The organism is Vreelandella gomseomensis, from assembly GCF_031451645.1.
GTDB lineage: Bacteria > Pseudomonadota > Gammaproteobacteria > Pseudomonadales > Halomonadaceae > Vreelandella > Vreelandella gomseomensis.
The window spans coordinates 176649-191240 of sequence record NZ_JARWAI010000001.1; the positions used below are offsets into that span (position 1 = coordinate 176649).

Consider the following 14592-nt stretch of genomic DNA (forward strand, 5'->3'; position numbering starts at 1 on the left):
GTTTTCTTATCCCCTTGCGTTTGAATGATCCCGATTAATACAAATGCGCATCTAAATGATAATTATTTTAATAATATAAAACAATAATGCACTGGATGCCATGGATCGCATGCCGCACGACAACGTTAGGTATGCTTGCAAAGGTAACGCTCAAGGCATGGCGATGACGGACGACAAAAAGAAGTGAGTGATCACTTCTAGTTAGAGCTTATTGAAAATGAGAACTTTTTGTCTTACGGTGGCAACTGATTCGATGCTATCCGAGCCCTTTCATGCCTCTCTCTTCAGCCCTTCACGCCCGACTGGCCGCCGAGCACCTCTGCGCTGGTTATGAGTCTCGACGGGTATTGAACGATGTCAGCCTGGCGGTGGCGGAGGGTCAGCTGACCGTACTGCTGGGGCCCAACGGAAGCGGTAAGTCCACGCTGCTAAAAACGCTCGCTCGAACGCTCACTCCAAGCGCCGGGCATGTCTATTTGGACGGCAAGGATATTCATCATCGCAATACCCGCGAAGTCGCCACACAGTTAGGCATTCTTCCCCAGGGGCCTATCGCGCCCGAGAGCCTGAGCGTCAAGCAACTGGTGAGCATGGGCCGCTTTCCGCACCAGCGATTATGGCGGCGGAATGCGGGTGAAGACGCCGAGGCCGTTCGCGAGGCCATGGCGTTCACCGACGTCACCGACTTTGCCGACCAAAGCGTTGACACACTTTCCGGTGGGCAGCGCCAGCGCTGCTGGATTGCCATGGTGCTGGCCCAGCAGACCGACTTGATGCTGCTCGATGAACCCACCACCTTCCTGGATCTCAAGGTACAGGTTGACCTGCTGGAACTCCTTTCGCGGTTGGCCCATGAACGTGGCCGTACCTTGCTGTTGGTGCTCCATGACCTGAACCTGGCCGCCGCCTACGCCGACCAGCTGGTGATGATGCGCGACGGCCATATCGTGACCAGTGGCACGCCCAACGAGGTGTTTACCGCCCACAACCTCAAGCGCGTATTCGAGCTGGACGCGAATGTCATCCTCGATCCCGAAAACAGCCGTCCGCTATGCATACCGCGAACGCGGCCAGCCAGAAACGTCAAGCAACCCGCCAGAGCACCCGCAGCTTTATAAGGTATGGTAAGGCGGCCACCTGGGCGGCAGTGGCGGTGTCACTGGGCATCACCATCGCTTACTACCAGGGCTGGTTTTGGCTGGCGTTTGCCATGACGTTACTGCTGGCGATTCAATCGGCCTTTTACTCTCCGGCCAAATACGGTCTGGTCAAAGGGCTGTTCGGTAAGCCGCGCCTGGCCGAGGCCAACTGGGCGAACTGCGCCGTGGCTTCGAGCGCGCCTGTCAAAAAGCCAACCCAGATGTACGCATCGTGCCCTTCTACCTGCGCGGCCTATGGGGCAGCCAGTTTTCCCGCTCATCCAGCAAGCTGAAAGCACGGCGCAATGCCCCGCTGCACCGCTCGGTGGTGGTCGCCTTTGGCAAGCCGCTACCCAAGGACACCCCGGGCGACGTGCTCAAGCGGCGCATTTTCGAGCAGGCCACCCACTCCTGGCAGCACGCCATCAATGAACTCACGACGCTCCCGGAGGCGTGGATCCGCAGCGTGAAACGCCGCCCCGGCGAGCCCGCCCTGTCGGATTTCTTCAGCCGCCCGCTGAATGCCGGCCAGGCGCTGACCGAAAGCCTGCTGCTGACCAAGCGCATCCGCAAGCTGAACGCCGGGCCAAACGCCGGCTTGCTGCTGCCGAGTACAGCGGGGCATCAAAGCCGGCACGGTGGGCATGCTGCTCCGGCACCAGCGTTAAAATCGTCGACCCAGAAAGTTTTGCGGAGCTGCCCACCGGCGCCGCCGCGATGATTCTTATCAGCGGCCCCAAGTCATGCAGGGCTACCTCAATGACCCCGAAGGCACCGCTGACGCCATTAAAACGCTCGACGGCCAACGCTGGTACGTGACCGGTGATAAAGGGTTTATCGATGAAGACGGCTTCTTGACGCTGATTGACCGTTATACCCGCTTTGCCAACCTGGGGGACGAAGTGATCAGCCTCAGTGCCGTCGAGCAGGCAGTCAAAACCGCGGTGGATGCCCCCAATACTGATCTAATGGCGGTCGCGGTAGCCGATCACGATAAAGGAAAGTAGTTAAGCCTAATGATGACGCAGCACCAGTTGCCGCAACTGCGGTTTGGGGCGGTCGGGGCAGAGCAGTACGCCGAAATGTGTGGCCGAAAGCGGCTTGCTTAACCAGAACCCCTGGGCGCCATCGCAACCCTGCATTTCGAGGTATTTGAGCTGGGCCAATGTTTCCACGCCCTTGGCGTTAACGCGGAAAGATAGACCTTTAAGAAAGTTGATCAGCGCCTTGGTAAAAGCGTCACTTTTCTGGTGATCAAGAATGCAGTTGGAAAAACATGGCGCGAGGTTGATCGTATTGATGGGAAAGCATTGCAGCTGCTTCAGGCTGGCACGCCCATCCCCGAAGTCGTCGATGGTAATACGTATTCCCATACGACTCAGCTCTACCAGGGTCGATATCGAAGCATCGGTATGCAGATGGGTCAGGCTACCTTCAGCCACCTCAATCTCCAGAAACCGCGCTTCTAGCCCGGTCTTGGCCAATATCTCTGCCACTCGGGCGGGCAGTAATGAGTCGCGCAGCTGCATCGCCGACATATTCACCGCGATAGGCACGATATGCCCCCCTTCCCGCCGCCAGGCCTGCAACCGCCGGCAGGTCTCGCCCAGTACCCAGTAACCAATAGGCACTATCAACCCGCGGGCTTCCGCAATGGGCAAAAACGCCGAGGGTTGCATGAGTCCCTGGGTCGGGTTGTGCCAACGTACCAGTGCTTCGGCACTCACCATATGGCCGGTGGCGAGATCTATCCGGGGCTGAAAATCGAGAAACAGCGCGTCTGCATTGAGCGCCAGGTTTAGTTGGGATTCCAGACGATTGTTTTGCGTTTTCTGGGCGTTCATCTCGGCACTAAACAGCTGGTACTTGTTACGACCGCTTTTCTTGGCGTGATACATCGCCGTATCGGCATTATTGAGCAAGGTGGGCTCATCACTGCCGTGGTCTGGGTAAATACTGATCCCGACGCTTGCGGTAACATGCAGCTCGTGTTGGCTGATGGAATGCGCCTCGGCGAGCGTTGCGAGGATTTTCTCCGCAATTCTCACCGCATCCTGGGGCTTGTCGATCTCGCTCAGGAGCACCACGAATTCATCGCCTCCCTGGCGACATATCGTATCGGTGCTTCGAACACAATGTGTAAGACGCCCCGCCACCGACTGCAACAGACAGTCACCGATGGCGTGCCCAAGTGAGTCATTGATGGCCTTGAACGCATCAAGATCCATGTACAAGAGCGCAGCTTGGTGATGGTGGCGTTTTGCCAGACCAATAGCGCGCATCAAGCGTTCAGAGAAGAGCGCACGATTAGGTAACTCGGTGAGGGCGTCGTGCTGCGCCTGGTAAGCCAGCTTGGAAGAATGCTCAGTCGAATGGCAGGCATCATGAAAGACGATCACCGCGCCTTGAAGAAAGCCCGCATGGTCATGGATCGGTGCCGCTGAGTCTTCGATCAGCAGCTGACTGCCATCCTTGCGAACCAATACACAATTGACGGCAAGGCCGACAGTGCGGTTCTCGTCCATCGCCCGCCGCGCTGGATTGGCGGCAGGTTCCAGGGTATGACCATCGATAAGCGCCAACACCTGTTCCAAAGGCTTGCCAAGTGCCTCATGGCTTGACCAGCCAGTGAGCGCTTCCGCAACGCGGTTCAGATAGGTAACCTGCGATGCCAGATCCGTGGTGATCACCGCATCGCCGATCGAATTCAAGGTGACCTGGGCCCATTCTGTTGCGGCCTTCAAGGCGGTTTCAGCCTCGCGCAGGCGCGTGTCAATGGGTGTTTCAACGGCGGTGACGGCCCTCCACTGCGAGTGGACAGGGCGACGTTTAACGCGCCGCATCGGCTTGTCTCTTCCTTGCACTTCCAAGTGCGGTTGATATAACAGCGGCTTGCGTGACCGTTTCAAAGATGACATCCACACCCATGGGATACGCTCCTTTTCACCATCGCCCTTACGCCTTGCCCCCTAAAACCGGTACGTTGGCTTGGGCAATATCAGCGTTTTATTTCGACCTTAAGGGAGTCAAGCGACACGCTTCTGTGCGCCACCGAACACAAACGCAATTTTTAATTTGGCAATTTGGGCAGGCTGAGCATGGGTGCAAAACCAGGGCGAGGTAACGACTGCAAGGCAGTGGTGATAATGAAACGTTGAGGGGTGGCGCTGCGTTCCCTGCAGCGCAAAGTGTGACATCCTGTCCAGGCAACTCCGTTGCCACACTCATACGAACACTAGACGGTAAGCCCGCCGCCGACTGTGCGTTAGCACACATGCAAGGCGACTATTTTTCGTATCTACCATCAGGCCGATGACTGTACGGATGGCTTTTTTAATCAGGTCGACCACGCCTATGTGCGCTAGCGTACAGAGCTTGCCTTGCGGCGTTCTATACTAGAAACGTCTACCGCCACGCCTTGGAATACCCGATACAAGCGCCTGACAACATAAGTCAACTGTGAGCATTGCGCTCAGACATTGTGCGTCACACAGGGACAAGGATCGATTTTCAATGCTAGAACCGACAGTTTTACAGCAAAACGCGCTGCTTGGCCTGCTACCGGAAGAAGAGCTTGAAAGGCTGTTACCCTCTTTCGAAAAGGTGACGCTGACCCTAGGCCAGTCGCTGAGCGAATCCGGCCAGCAGATGAGCCATGTCTACTTTCCCATTGATGCCATCGTCTCGCTGCTGTGCGTGATGGAGGATGGCGCCTCGACGGAGATTGCCGTGGTGGGAAACGAAGGTGTCGTCGGCGTATCGCTGTTCATGGGCGGCGAAACCACCCCCAGCCGCGCGATCGTCCAGAGTGCAGGCACGGCCTATCGCCTCAAGGGTCAACTGCTCAAGAACGAATTCTACCGCGCCGGCCCCATGCAGCGATTGCTGTTGCGCTATACCCAAGCCTTGCTGACGCAAATGGCACAGACAGCGGTATGCAACCGCCACCACAGCGTCGACCAGCAGCTATGTCGCTGGCTGCTGCTCAGCCTCGACCGCCTCCCGGGCGACAAACTGATCATGACCCAGGAATTGATTGCAAACATGTTGGGCGTGCGCCGGGAAGGGGTCACCGAGTCGGCGGGTAAACTGCAAAAAGCTGGCTTGATCTCCTACAACCGTGGGCATATCACCGTGACCGACCGGCCCGGGCTCGAAGCCCGCGTCTGCGAATGCTACGCGGTCGTCAAGCGCGAGTACGACCGCCTGCTCAAGCACCCCGAGGTGGTGTGAATAACCTCCCCGCCACCGCCGTCTTAACCAACGCTATTAGGACGGCGTTATGTACGGTAGCGTGCCGACGCGTGATTTACCGGATGTTAATATTCAGGCGTACCGTCAGATAATCTGATGACGGCGTATCGATCTGCAGCCGACATCGAAATGATAGGTTCCTCATTGTGCCGTTTGCCAGGTTTTGTAACCGGAGAGGCACATGACGTCTGTTTTGCACACTCCAGCTGTCAATCAACTGCTTGCGGGGCTCCCGGACGTCGAGCGAAAGGCCTTTATGGCCGACTGCGAGACCGTCAAGCTCACCTTTGGCGACGTGCTCCTGCAGCCCACCCAGGCCATTACCCACGTCTATTTCCCGATCGACAGCTTCATTTCATTGATTGTGGTGATCGATAGCGACAGCCGACTGGAAGTCGCCATGGCGGGCTGCGAAGGCATGCTGGGGAGCTCCCTGGTGCTGGGCATCGCCGAGGCACCGTTGCTCGCCCTGGTGCAAGGTACGGGCTCGGCGCTCCGAATGAGCGCCGCCAATTTCCATCGCCAGCTACTCGACAGCCCCGTCTTGCATCAGCGGCTGAAGCATTACCTTTACGTCGTCATGAAGCAGCTGGCCCAATCCACCGCCTGCATCCATTTTCATCAGATAGAGGCCCGCCTCGCCCGCTGGCTGCTGATGACGCAGGATCGCGCGGGCACTGATCAACTGAAGTTGACTCATGAGTTTCTCGCCATGATGCTCGGCGTCAGACGGGCAGGCATCACCATGGCAGCGATCGCACTGCAGACGCGTGGCCTGATCGGGTATCACCGGGGTGAAATCAATATACTTGATCGGCCCGGCCTGATCGCCGCCGCCTGCGTGTGCTATAACGAAGACCGTGCGTTGTATGCGAAGATGATGACGCTCCCGCCTGCGTAGTGCTGACTCTCTGAGTCTCGTTCGCCCGCCTGCCGGATGCCATATGGATCACCTGCTCAGGTGTCGTTCTGCACCAGATTTTTCCAAGCATTGATCATATAAACCTGCCTTCAATAGCATCAAATAGACGTTATTTGTGCTGCAACGTTCATGACCGAAAAGTCTGTCACACGGTATCCGTCATGTATCTATTGCCATTGCTGCCACAAGAGTCGACAACTCAGTTGTTTGGATACTCATTATTCCCTGCCCTTCCTGCCAGCAACTTAAGAATCAACAGCGCGAACTGCCTGCCGGTTTCCTCATCCTCCAGTAGCGGCATGGTGAGCTTTTCATGGTCGTTCATGGCATCCATCACGGCGTCCGTTACGCGTTTTGGAAACAGGCCGTGCATTACCTGGTGATCATCGTGATGGTTAATCTGGGCCATTACGGCGTCATCACGTTCGATGCGATCAGCTATCCCGTTGGCGAAGTGCAGCTTGTCTTCATCGCTAATATCACCGCCATACAGGTCGTTAAGCCGTTCGATAATCTCATTGAGCTGCTGGGTTTCTGGATCATGAGGTTTGCCAGAACCAACCTCTGTAATAGGCTTCAGGCCATAGTCGCCTTCTTTTTCGCCTAGATTTAGCTGCTGTTCGGCGCGCTTGGTTAACCGGTAGCTATCCAGCGATAGCTCACTTACGTCGAGAGGATCGCCTTCCAACAACCTATCAGTGCGAAGCAGCGGATGGAGATGCTTGGCAAACACACACAACTGCTCCAGCTCGGCGTCATCAAAGGAAATGATTTGACTGAGGAACTCATAAGTTCGCACGAAGCTTTGCAGGTTCTTGCGGAAGAGATCGAGCTCGTCACGGGTTTTGCCTGCATCCTCCAACTCCTGATCGGCACGCTTACCTCCTTTTTCATCGCCCTTCTGCTGAGCCTGACGGCGTTCCTCTTTCCATATTTCCTGCTGTTCGAGGATCACTTCATAACGCTTTTTGAAACGCTCTTGCGCAGGCTTGCAGTGGTAACTCAGGCGTGACGAGGGTGCTTTGGGATCGAAAAAGGCGGTAGCGAACGCCTCCACCTCGGGCCAGTGATAGATGCCACTGGCGTCCAGGGTGCGCTTGATGTCATACACCACCTGCGGATCTGATACATCGGCCAGCGTTGCCTTGCGGTAATAGGGCGCAAAGGCCTCGAGTATGTCCTTCGGCTCGTTGAAGAAGTCGAGAATAAACGTCTGCTTGCCAGGGAACAGCCGGTTGAGGCGTGAGAGAGTTTGTACGCAATCCACGCCCTGTAGCTTTTTATCTACATACATTGCACATAGCTTGGGCTGATCAAAACCGGTCTGGTACTTGTTGGCGGCAATCATCACATTGAAATCGTCGGTGTCGAAAGCATCCGACAAATTTCGCCCTCGCAAACCCGGGTTGAGTAACTGGCTTGATTCGCTAACCTCTTCAACGATCACTTCATCAGGCAGCACCGTACCCGAAAAAGCGACCAGCGGGTGCACATCGGTATAGCCTTTTGATTCCACATACTGCCGCATAGCGAGCTGATAGCGCACCGCTTCCTGGCGGCTGGCAGTGACCACCATGGCTTTCGCTTGGCCATCCAGCAGATGACGCACGTTGGCGCGATAGTGCTCCACAATGACTTCTACACGCTGGGCAATGTTGTAAGGGTGTAGTCGCACCCACTTGGCCAAGGTGCGCGAGGCCTTTTTGGCGTCCACCTCCTGCGCTTCGCCATCCGGGTGTGCGAGCTTCCAGGCAGTACCGTAGGTAACGTAATTGCGCAGCACATCAAGGATGAAGCCTTCTTCGATTGCCTGACGCATGGAATAGAGGTGGAAAGGCTCAGGCTTGTTTTCCGCGCTCGGCGGCAAGGTCGGGTCCGGCACGCGACCAAACAGCTCCAGTGTTTTGGCTTTGGGTGTCGCCGTGAAAGCATAGTAACTAATGCTTTCGCTTGGGCGGCGCGAGGCCACTGCCGCATCCAGCATCATCTCCGCGCTGATGTCTTCATCATCACCCGCCATTTCACCTGCGGCAGCCAGCAGCGCTTTGAGCTTGGTGGCCGAACTGCCGGTCTGCGAAGAATGGGCTTCATCCGCTATCACCGCATAGTGGCCCTCGGCTAGCTGAGGGCGCTTGTCCAGCGCATCAAACAGCGCCGGAAAGGTCTGGATCGTGACAATGATGATGCGCGTATTATTGGCAAGCGCGTCCGCCAACTGCTCTGATTTGCTCTGGTTACCCACATCGCGGGTAATGGGACACACCACTCCATGGGCGTGCTCGAACTGGTAGATAGTGTCTTGGAGCTGACTATCGAGCACTGTGCGGTCGGTCACCACAATGACCGAGTTGAAGCGCTTGTGCTGGCCGCTTTCGTCGTAAAGGTTGGCAAGCTGATGGGCCAACCAGGCGATAGAGTTGGACTTCCCCGAGCCCGCGCTATGCTGCACCAGGTAGCGCTGGCCCGGCGCTTCCTGGTGAGTTGTGTCCACCAGTTGGTTGACGACTTCCCATTGGTGGTAACGCGGAAAAATAAGCGTTTCTTTTGTTTTTCGACGTCCGTAAAAATCTTCACTGGTCTTCTTTTCAAGGTGCAGGAAGCGCCCCAAAATCTTGAGCCAGGCATCCGGTGAAAACACGCGCTCCCACAAATAGGTGGTCGCATAGCGGTTCTCGTCTTCCGACAGTGGGTTGCCCGCGCCGCCACCCTCAGTGCCTTGGTTAAAGGGCAGAAAGAAGGTGTCTTTACCCGCCAGCTTAGTAGCCATCGCCACCTCGGCCTGACTGACGGCAAAATGCACCAGCGCGCCGCGCTTGAACGCCAGCAGCGGCTCGATCTTGCGGGTGACCGGGTCTTTCACCGGGCGGTCGTTACGATACTGACGCTTGGCGTTTTCTACCGACTGCTTGAACTCGCTTTTCAGCTCCAAGGTAGCTGTAGGGATGCCATTGACGAACAGCACTAGATCCAGACGTGGGTTATAGCTTTGGCCGCCCTGGCCTTTATCTCGCGAATGCGGCGAATAAGACACCTCTGGCACCACGCGTAGGCGATTGGCGCGGTAGCGGGCAAGTGCGTCAGGGTTCATGGCGTGGTCAGGTTTGAAACTGCACAGATCGAACGCCACCCCCGGCACCTTGAAGCCATGGCGCAGCACCTCAAGCGTGCCCGCCCGTTCAAGCTCACGCACCACCTTTTGCACAAACACAGCTTCAGGCGCTTGCGGGTTGGCCTTGCAGAACTTTTCCCAGCGCTCGGGCCAGGCTTCCTGCACATAGCCCAACAAATCCTCGGTGTAGAGCGCTGACGTGCGGTCAAAGCCATTAGCCATGCCCACCAGCCAGCCATCAGCGGCCATGGCGTCGATGATGTCCTGCTGGAACCGGCCTTCCCTGCTGTCCGCCATTTGAGCCCCTGAGCTTGAAGTAAATGCATAACAGCCTAGCGCTTCAGGGAGAAGAGGAGAAGTCTCCTTAGGCCGTGATGTGTTTTATAAACAAAGACCTAATTCTTGGAGCTGCATCGGCAGAGGCTGGTTTGATGCATGTCTACCGCCCTTTTCCTACACACACTGTTTGGAATCTCAGTATTGATCAATGGCGCGTCTTGGCCTGCTGATTATCGTCGAGGGTTGTGTCGTCAGGATTTTGCGGCGCGTCCTCACCAATGAAAACAGGTTTGCCGTTCTCCCAAAATACCGCGTATTGGCCCAGGCGGCGCTTGCGCTCTAAGGTTTCGGCCACGGCGGTGCGAAGGCTGTTGAGCATTTCCTGGGTATCGGGTGAAAGTTGGGTCATACCGCCTCCACCTGAGTGGCCTCACCAGTCGCCACCGCAGAATCCGCTGGCGGCCGCCAGCCACGCACGTCTATCTTGCCGGTAACAGCTGCGGAGATAAGGGCGGAGCGGCGTTCTTGAAGCAGTTTGATACCCGATTGGCCTGCTTCAAGTAGAGCGTCAATGCGGGCGGTTTCGTGGTCGAGGAAAGCTTGAATTTCAGCTTGTTCCTTGAAAGGGGGCCAAGCGATATTGAAGTTTCGAACGAAATCTTCCGGCACACGCTTCTGACCACCAGCACCGTACATTGATGATTCACCGAGCGCTCGGAAAGGCTCGGACGAAACGACTCGATAAAGGTAACCACTAGTGGCTAATCCTGACTTTGGGCGTATGACAGTGAGCTCGGTTGTGCCGAAGCCAACTGCATTCTCTAGGCCAGACATTACCGCCCCTTTACCATTCTCGAAGCAGGGCGTGATCTTCGCTATGGTGACATCTCCTTCCCTAAAATAGGTGTACCCAGCCAAGACCTCTCCTATTGGTCGTGTCTGCTTAAGTGACAGCGTCCCACCTTCCCCGACAGCTTCCATAGGGATGAAGCTCACAGAGCTATCCGTAGGCAGTAACCGCACTTCAGATTTAGATGGGTTCAGTTCAGCAACGTACCTCAGGCGGTTAATATACCAATGCGCCGGCACTTCCCCCAGCCACTCAACTCCAGAGTCTTTCATCGGCACATCGGGGTCGAGTCCTTTGGTGACAGCATGCGAAATTACCGCCTGGCGCTTTTCCTTGAGCAACTCGATCAGGCGCTGCTGCTCTTCCACCAAGGCGTCGATGCGGGCGGTTTCGTGGTCGAGGAAGGCCTGAATTTCAGCTTGCTCCTTATAAGGAGGCCAAGCGATAGTGAAGTTCCGGACAAAGTCATCCGGTACGCGCTTCTGACCACCCGCGCCATACATTGATGACACACCGAGAGCCCTGAAAGGCTCGGAAGTGACGACCCGATATAGGTAATCACTCGTAGTAAGGCTGGTCTTCGGCCGCATAACAGTGAGTTCGGTTGTGCCGAAGCCAACACGATTTTCGAGGCCGCGCATGACGGCCCCTTTTCCATTTTCAAAACAGGGTGTGATCTTCGCGATCGTGACATCACCCTCACTGACATAGGTATACCCTGCCAAGACTTCACTTATCGGTCGGATCTGTTCGAGCGACAGCGACCCATCATCTCCCACGGCCTCCATGGGAATAAAGCTGACTAAGCTCTCGGTAGGCAGCGCACGCACTTCAGTCTTGGCCGGATTGAGTTCAGCAACGTATCTCAGGCGTTTCACCTCCCAATGCGCTGGCACCTCTCCCAGCCACTCAACACCGGAGTCCTTGTATTCAGGATAGGCGGGGTAGGTCATGCCGTTGCTCCTTCTCTTACGTTCATCACGGCCTCTCGCCAGAAAGGTTCCGTGTCCCAATGCCCAGGGAAACCCATATGTGGTCGTGAGATCTGAGGGTAATGATCCAGCAATGTCACCAGCCGCTCTGCCCATTGGCTAGTAGGCGACACGACCTGCATCAGCGATTCGGTCACCACGAGCTGGAGATACAGTCGCCGTCGCGGGTTAAGTCGCTGCCCGGGATGCTCATGAGATCCCGTCTCAATACTACCGGGGATATTTGGCCAGCCGGCTGGAACCTTTCTCGGCATCTCGGGGCGGCTACCGAATTCGCGGTTCCAGACTCGGCCATGGTGCGCACAGATATTGCGCAGGTCGGAAAGACTGCGGAACCAGGATTTCAGCACTGGCATCTTCCAGCCAAAATGGCGCTCGATGCGCTGGGTATCCTTGGGGAGTCGCAAATTGGCTAGCAAGGTCGAGACTTCCTTGAAGGTCAGAAGCTCAACCGCCATCCAGATGGGCGGCTGATTAGGCGCCGATCGGTATTTTCCGCGATAGTGCGCCAGGAAGGTCTCGATCTCTCGCCCCTTGGCTGCATTCTCCAGCTTCTCCAGCAGCCAGCCATGGTTGTATCGGGTGTCGAAGATGCCCGGATCAAGATAGCCATGAGGACCGTGGTGCTCAGCCAGTGTGTTGGTCAATTGGGCGCGTAACGCGACTTCCAAACGCTCGATGGCATCAAGAAGCAACAGGCGGAGCTCGCGATCAAAGACGTAGAGCCCCAGCACATCCTCAAAGGTAGTGCCCTCTAGAAAATAATGCTCCTGGAGGCCTGGCTGGAAAAAGGGACGTGTGTAGGCTGAAAGGCGGAAATAGCTGATATTGGCTAGATAGTGCCGCACCCGAGCCTCGTCAGGTATCGCCAGGCCACGGCTGCGTAGCGTTGCGATCTGCTCTTCAATGCTGTGCGCAGGCTTATGAAAATCGCTCATGCCCGACCTCCAGGCACAAAAAACCCGCCAAAGTGTGCTTCATTGAGAGGCATGGCGGGTGTATTACTTAGAATATTAGGGCATACCCCTTTCATAGTCAATGACTGTGAAAGACCAGACTGAGCGCCGCCTTTCTTCATGCCGACAGCTCCTCAATCATCTGCTTGATACGATCAGTACAGGCTTTGAGGTCGGCGTCGATTTCCTCCAGCGGGCGCGGGGGCGTGAACTGATAGAAGTGGCGGTTGAAGGGTATCTCGAAGCCGACAATGCCGATGCGGCCATCCAGTTCGTCGCGCTTGTTTTCATCGATCCAGGCGTCGGGGACGTGGGGTTTGACCTCCCGATCGAAGTAATCAAACACTGACTCGTCGTAAGGCACGTTTTCATTATCCCGCAGGCCGGTATCGGGCTCCGGATTGCCTTGCTTGTCTAGGCAAATATCCGCGTCTGAGTCGCGCTCGGATAGGGCATTAAGAACCGCCTTCTGCACCGGGACACCAATCTTCAACCCCTCTGCCTTGAGGGCGTTTTTCAGCGCTTTGGTGAAGACGTCACGGTTGGTATAGCGCTGTTCACCAAGCTGTTTGCAGGCGGCCTTGAGAGCGGCTTGCTCGGCATCATCCAGTTTCAGAATGGCTTTTTCGTCGTCAAGCTTGGCCAGCCGCTCGGCGCTAGCTTCAAAGTTGAGCCGCAGTGGGCGTTCGACAGTGATACGCCGATAGCCAAAGGCCTCCACCGGGAAAACCTTACTTTCGTCGTTTTCTTCAAAGGCGCCGTAGAGCCGCACGATATCGTCAATGTCGCGGTCGGTGATGTACTGGCGCTTGCTGCCCAGCGACTTGCGCATCTTGCTGGCACGGCCGGTGGCGTTAATCAGCTGCACCTTGCCCTTGCGCTCGGCGGGCTTGTTGTTGGAGAGCACCCATATATAGGTGGCAATGCCGGTGTTGTAGAACATATCGGTGGGCAGGCCGATAATGGATTCCACCAGATCATGCTGCAGCAGGTAGCGGCGAATTTCGGACTCCCCACTGCCTGCGCCGCCGGTAAACAGCGGCGAGCCGTTGAGGATGATACCAATCCGCGAGCCGCCGTCCTGCCGAGCGCGCATCTTGGCCACCAGGTGCATCAGAAACAGCAGCGAGCCATCTGATACGCGCGGCAGGCCGGGACCAAAACGGCCATCGTAGCCGCGATGCTTGTGTTCGTCGGTAACCTGCTTTTGTACTTTTTTCCACTCGACGCCAAACGGCGGATTGGAGAGCATGTAGTCAAAGCGCTCCCCCGCCAGTTGGTCGTCGGAGAGCGTGTTGCCCAGCTTGATCCGTTCGACCTCCTGCCCTTTTACCAGCATATCGCCTTTACAGATGGCGTAAGACTCGGGGTTAAGCTCCTGGCCGTGCAGCGAGACGGTCACGTTCTGGCTAACTTGCTGGATGTACTCGTCGCTCTCGGAAAGAAACCCGCCGGTACCCGCTGTCGGATCATACACGGTGACGATGCTGTTGGGCTTGAGCTTGGCTTCTTGCCCGGTTAGCACCAAAGACGTCGTTAGATGGACGATATCGCGGGGAGTGAAATGCTCCCCGGCGGTTTCGTTGGAGCTTTCGGCGAACTTGCGAATCAATTCTTCAAAGATGCCGCCCATGCCGTGATTGCTCACCCGCGCCGGGCTAAGGTCTATCGCCGCAAACTGCTGCACTACTTTGTAGAGCAGATCATTGGCGCTGAGCTGCTGAACGAAGCTTTCGAACTCGAAATGCTCGAAAATCTCCCGCGCGCTCTGGCTGAACGACTGCACATAGCTCATCAGGTCGTCGGCGGTCTGGGTATCGGAGAGCGTGCCCAGGGATAGCGGCGAGGCATTGAAGAACGGCTGGTCCGCCGCGCGCAACAACAGCTTCTCGCGCACCGCTTCCGGCTTGTGTTGGTGCTGCTCGGCGGCCTGCAATACCTCGGCTTTGGTGGGCGCGAGAACACACTCCAAGCGTCTCAGCAGGGTAAACGGCAGAATGATGCGCCCATACTGCGATTGCTTGAAATCGCCGCGCAAAAGGTCAGCGACCGACCAGATAAAAGCGGCTAACCTTGAAAAACCTTCCATAT

11 protein-coding genes are annotated in these 14592 nt (G+C 56.4%); 5 read left to right on the plus strand and 6 right to left on the minus strand.

Translation table 11 applies throughout. The annotated features are described in order from the left end of the window. Positions 1-272 precede the first annotated feature (272 nt). The 3 genes from QC815_RS00705 to QC815_RS00715 all read left to right on the plus strand — a co-directional run bounded on the left by QC815_RS00705 (position 273) and on the right by QC815_RS00715 (position 2146). Positions 273-1118 carry an ABC transporter ATP-binding protein gene (locus tag QC815_RS00705; RefSeq protein ID WP_309766415.1) on the plus strand — a complete coding sequence of 282 codons (846 nt, stop codon included), beginning with the start codon at positions 273-275 and terminating at the stop codon, positions 1116-1118. Positions 1119-1371: 253 nt separating this feature from the next. Continuing rightward, positions 1372-1860, plus strand: coding sequence for a hypothetical protein (locus QC815_RS00710; protein WP_230446127.1), 489 nt, complete (start codon positions 1372-1374; stop codon positions 1858-1860). A 22-nt stretch (positions 1861-1882) separates the two neighbouring features. Further along, positions 1883-2146 (plus strand): AMP-binding protein, encoded by a 264-nt coding sequence (locus QC815_RS00715; protein WP_230446126.1) that lies wholly within the window; start codon positions 1883-1885, stop codon positions 2144-2146. A gap of 6 nt (positions 2147-2152) precedes the next feature. Here the strand turns inward: QC815_RS00715 and QC815_RS00720 are convergent, their stop codons facing one another. Then, the gene (locus QC815_RS00720; protein WP_309766417.1) at positions 2153-3982 is read right to left on the minus strand and encodes a putative bifunctional diguanylate cyclase/phosphodiesterase; all 1830 of its coding nucleotides are present in this window, start codon (positions 3980-3982) and stop codon (positions 2153-2155) included. A 670-nt stretch (positions 3983-4652) separates the two neighbouring features. On the opposite strand from QC815_RS00720, the gene QC815_RS00725 reads away from it, so the two are divergent. Both QC815_RS00725 and QC815_RS00730 read left to right on the plus strand, forming a co-directional pair. After that, positions 4653-5372, plus strand: a complete 720-nt coding sequence (locus tag QC815_RS00725; RefSeq protein WP_230446124.1) for a Crp/Fnr family transcriptional regulator — start codon at positions 4653-4655, stop codon at positions 5370-5372. A 202-nt stretch (positions 5373-5574) separates the two neighbouring features. Further along, on the plus strand, positions 5575-6294 hold the full coding sequence (locus QC815_RS00730; protein WP_309766419.1) for a Crp/Fnr family transcriptional regulator: 720 nt from the start codon (positions 5575-5577) through the stop codon (positions 6292-6294). Positions 6295-6514: 220 nt separating this feature from the next. Here the strand turns inward: QC815_RS00730 and QC815_RS00735 are convergent, their stop codons facing one another. The 5 genes from QC815_RS00735 to QC815_RS00755 form a co-directional block, all read right to left on the minus strand. Beyond that, on the minus strand, positions 6515-9721 hold the full coding sequence (locus QC815_RS00735) for a type I restriction endonuclease subunit R (RefSeq protein ID WP_309766421.1): 3207 nt from the start codon (positions 9719-9721) through the stop codon (positions 6515-6517). Positions 9722-9908: 187 nt separating this feature from the next. After that, positions 9909-10112 carry a hypothetical protein gene (locus QC815_RS00740; RefSeq protein ID WP_309766423.1) on the minus strand — a complete coding sequence of 68 codons (204 nt, stop codon included), beginning with the start codon at positions 10110-10112 and terminating at the stop codon, positions 9909-9911. Next, on the minus strand, positions 10109-11506 hold the full coding sequence (locus QC815_RS00745; RefSeq protein WP_309766425.1) for a restriction endonuclease subunit S: 1398 nt from the start codon (positions 11504-11506) through the stop codon (positions 10109-10111). Before QC815_RS00745 ends, QC815_RS00740 begins: the two co-directional genes overlap by 4 nt. Further along, a complete protein-coding gene (locus QC815_RS00750; RefSeq protein ID WP_309766427.1) occupies positions 11503-12483 on the minus strand; it encodes an Abi family protein in 981 nt (326 codons plus the stop codon). The genes QC815_RS00745 and QC815_RS00750 overlap by 4 nt, the downstream gene beginning before the upstream one ends. Before the next feature lie 136 nt (positions 12484-12619). Beyond that, positions 12620-14590: a type I restriction-modification system subunit M gene (locus QC815_RS00755; RefSeq protein ID WP_309766430.1), complete on the minus strand. Its 1971-nt coding sequence runs from the start codon at positions 14588-14590 to the stop codon at positions 12620-12622. Positions 14591-14592: the final 2 nt, after the last annotated feature.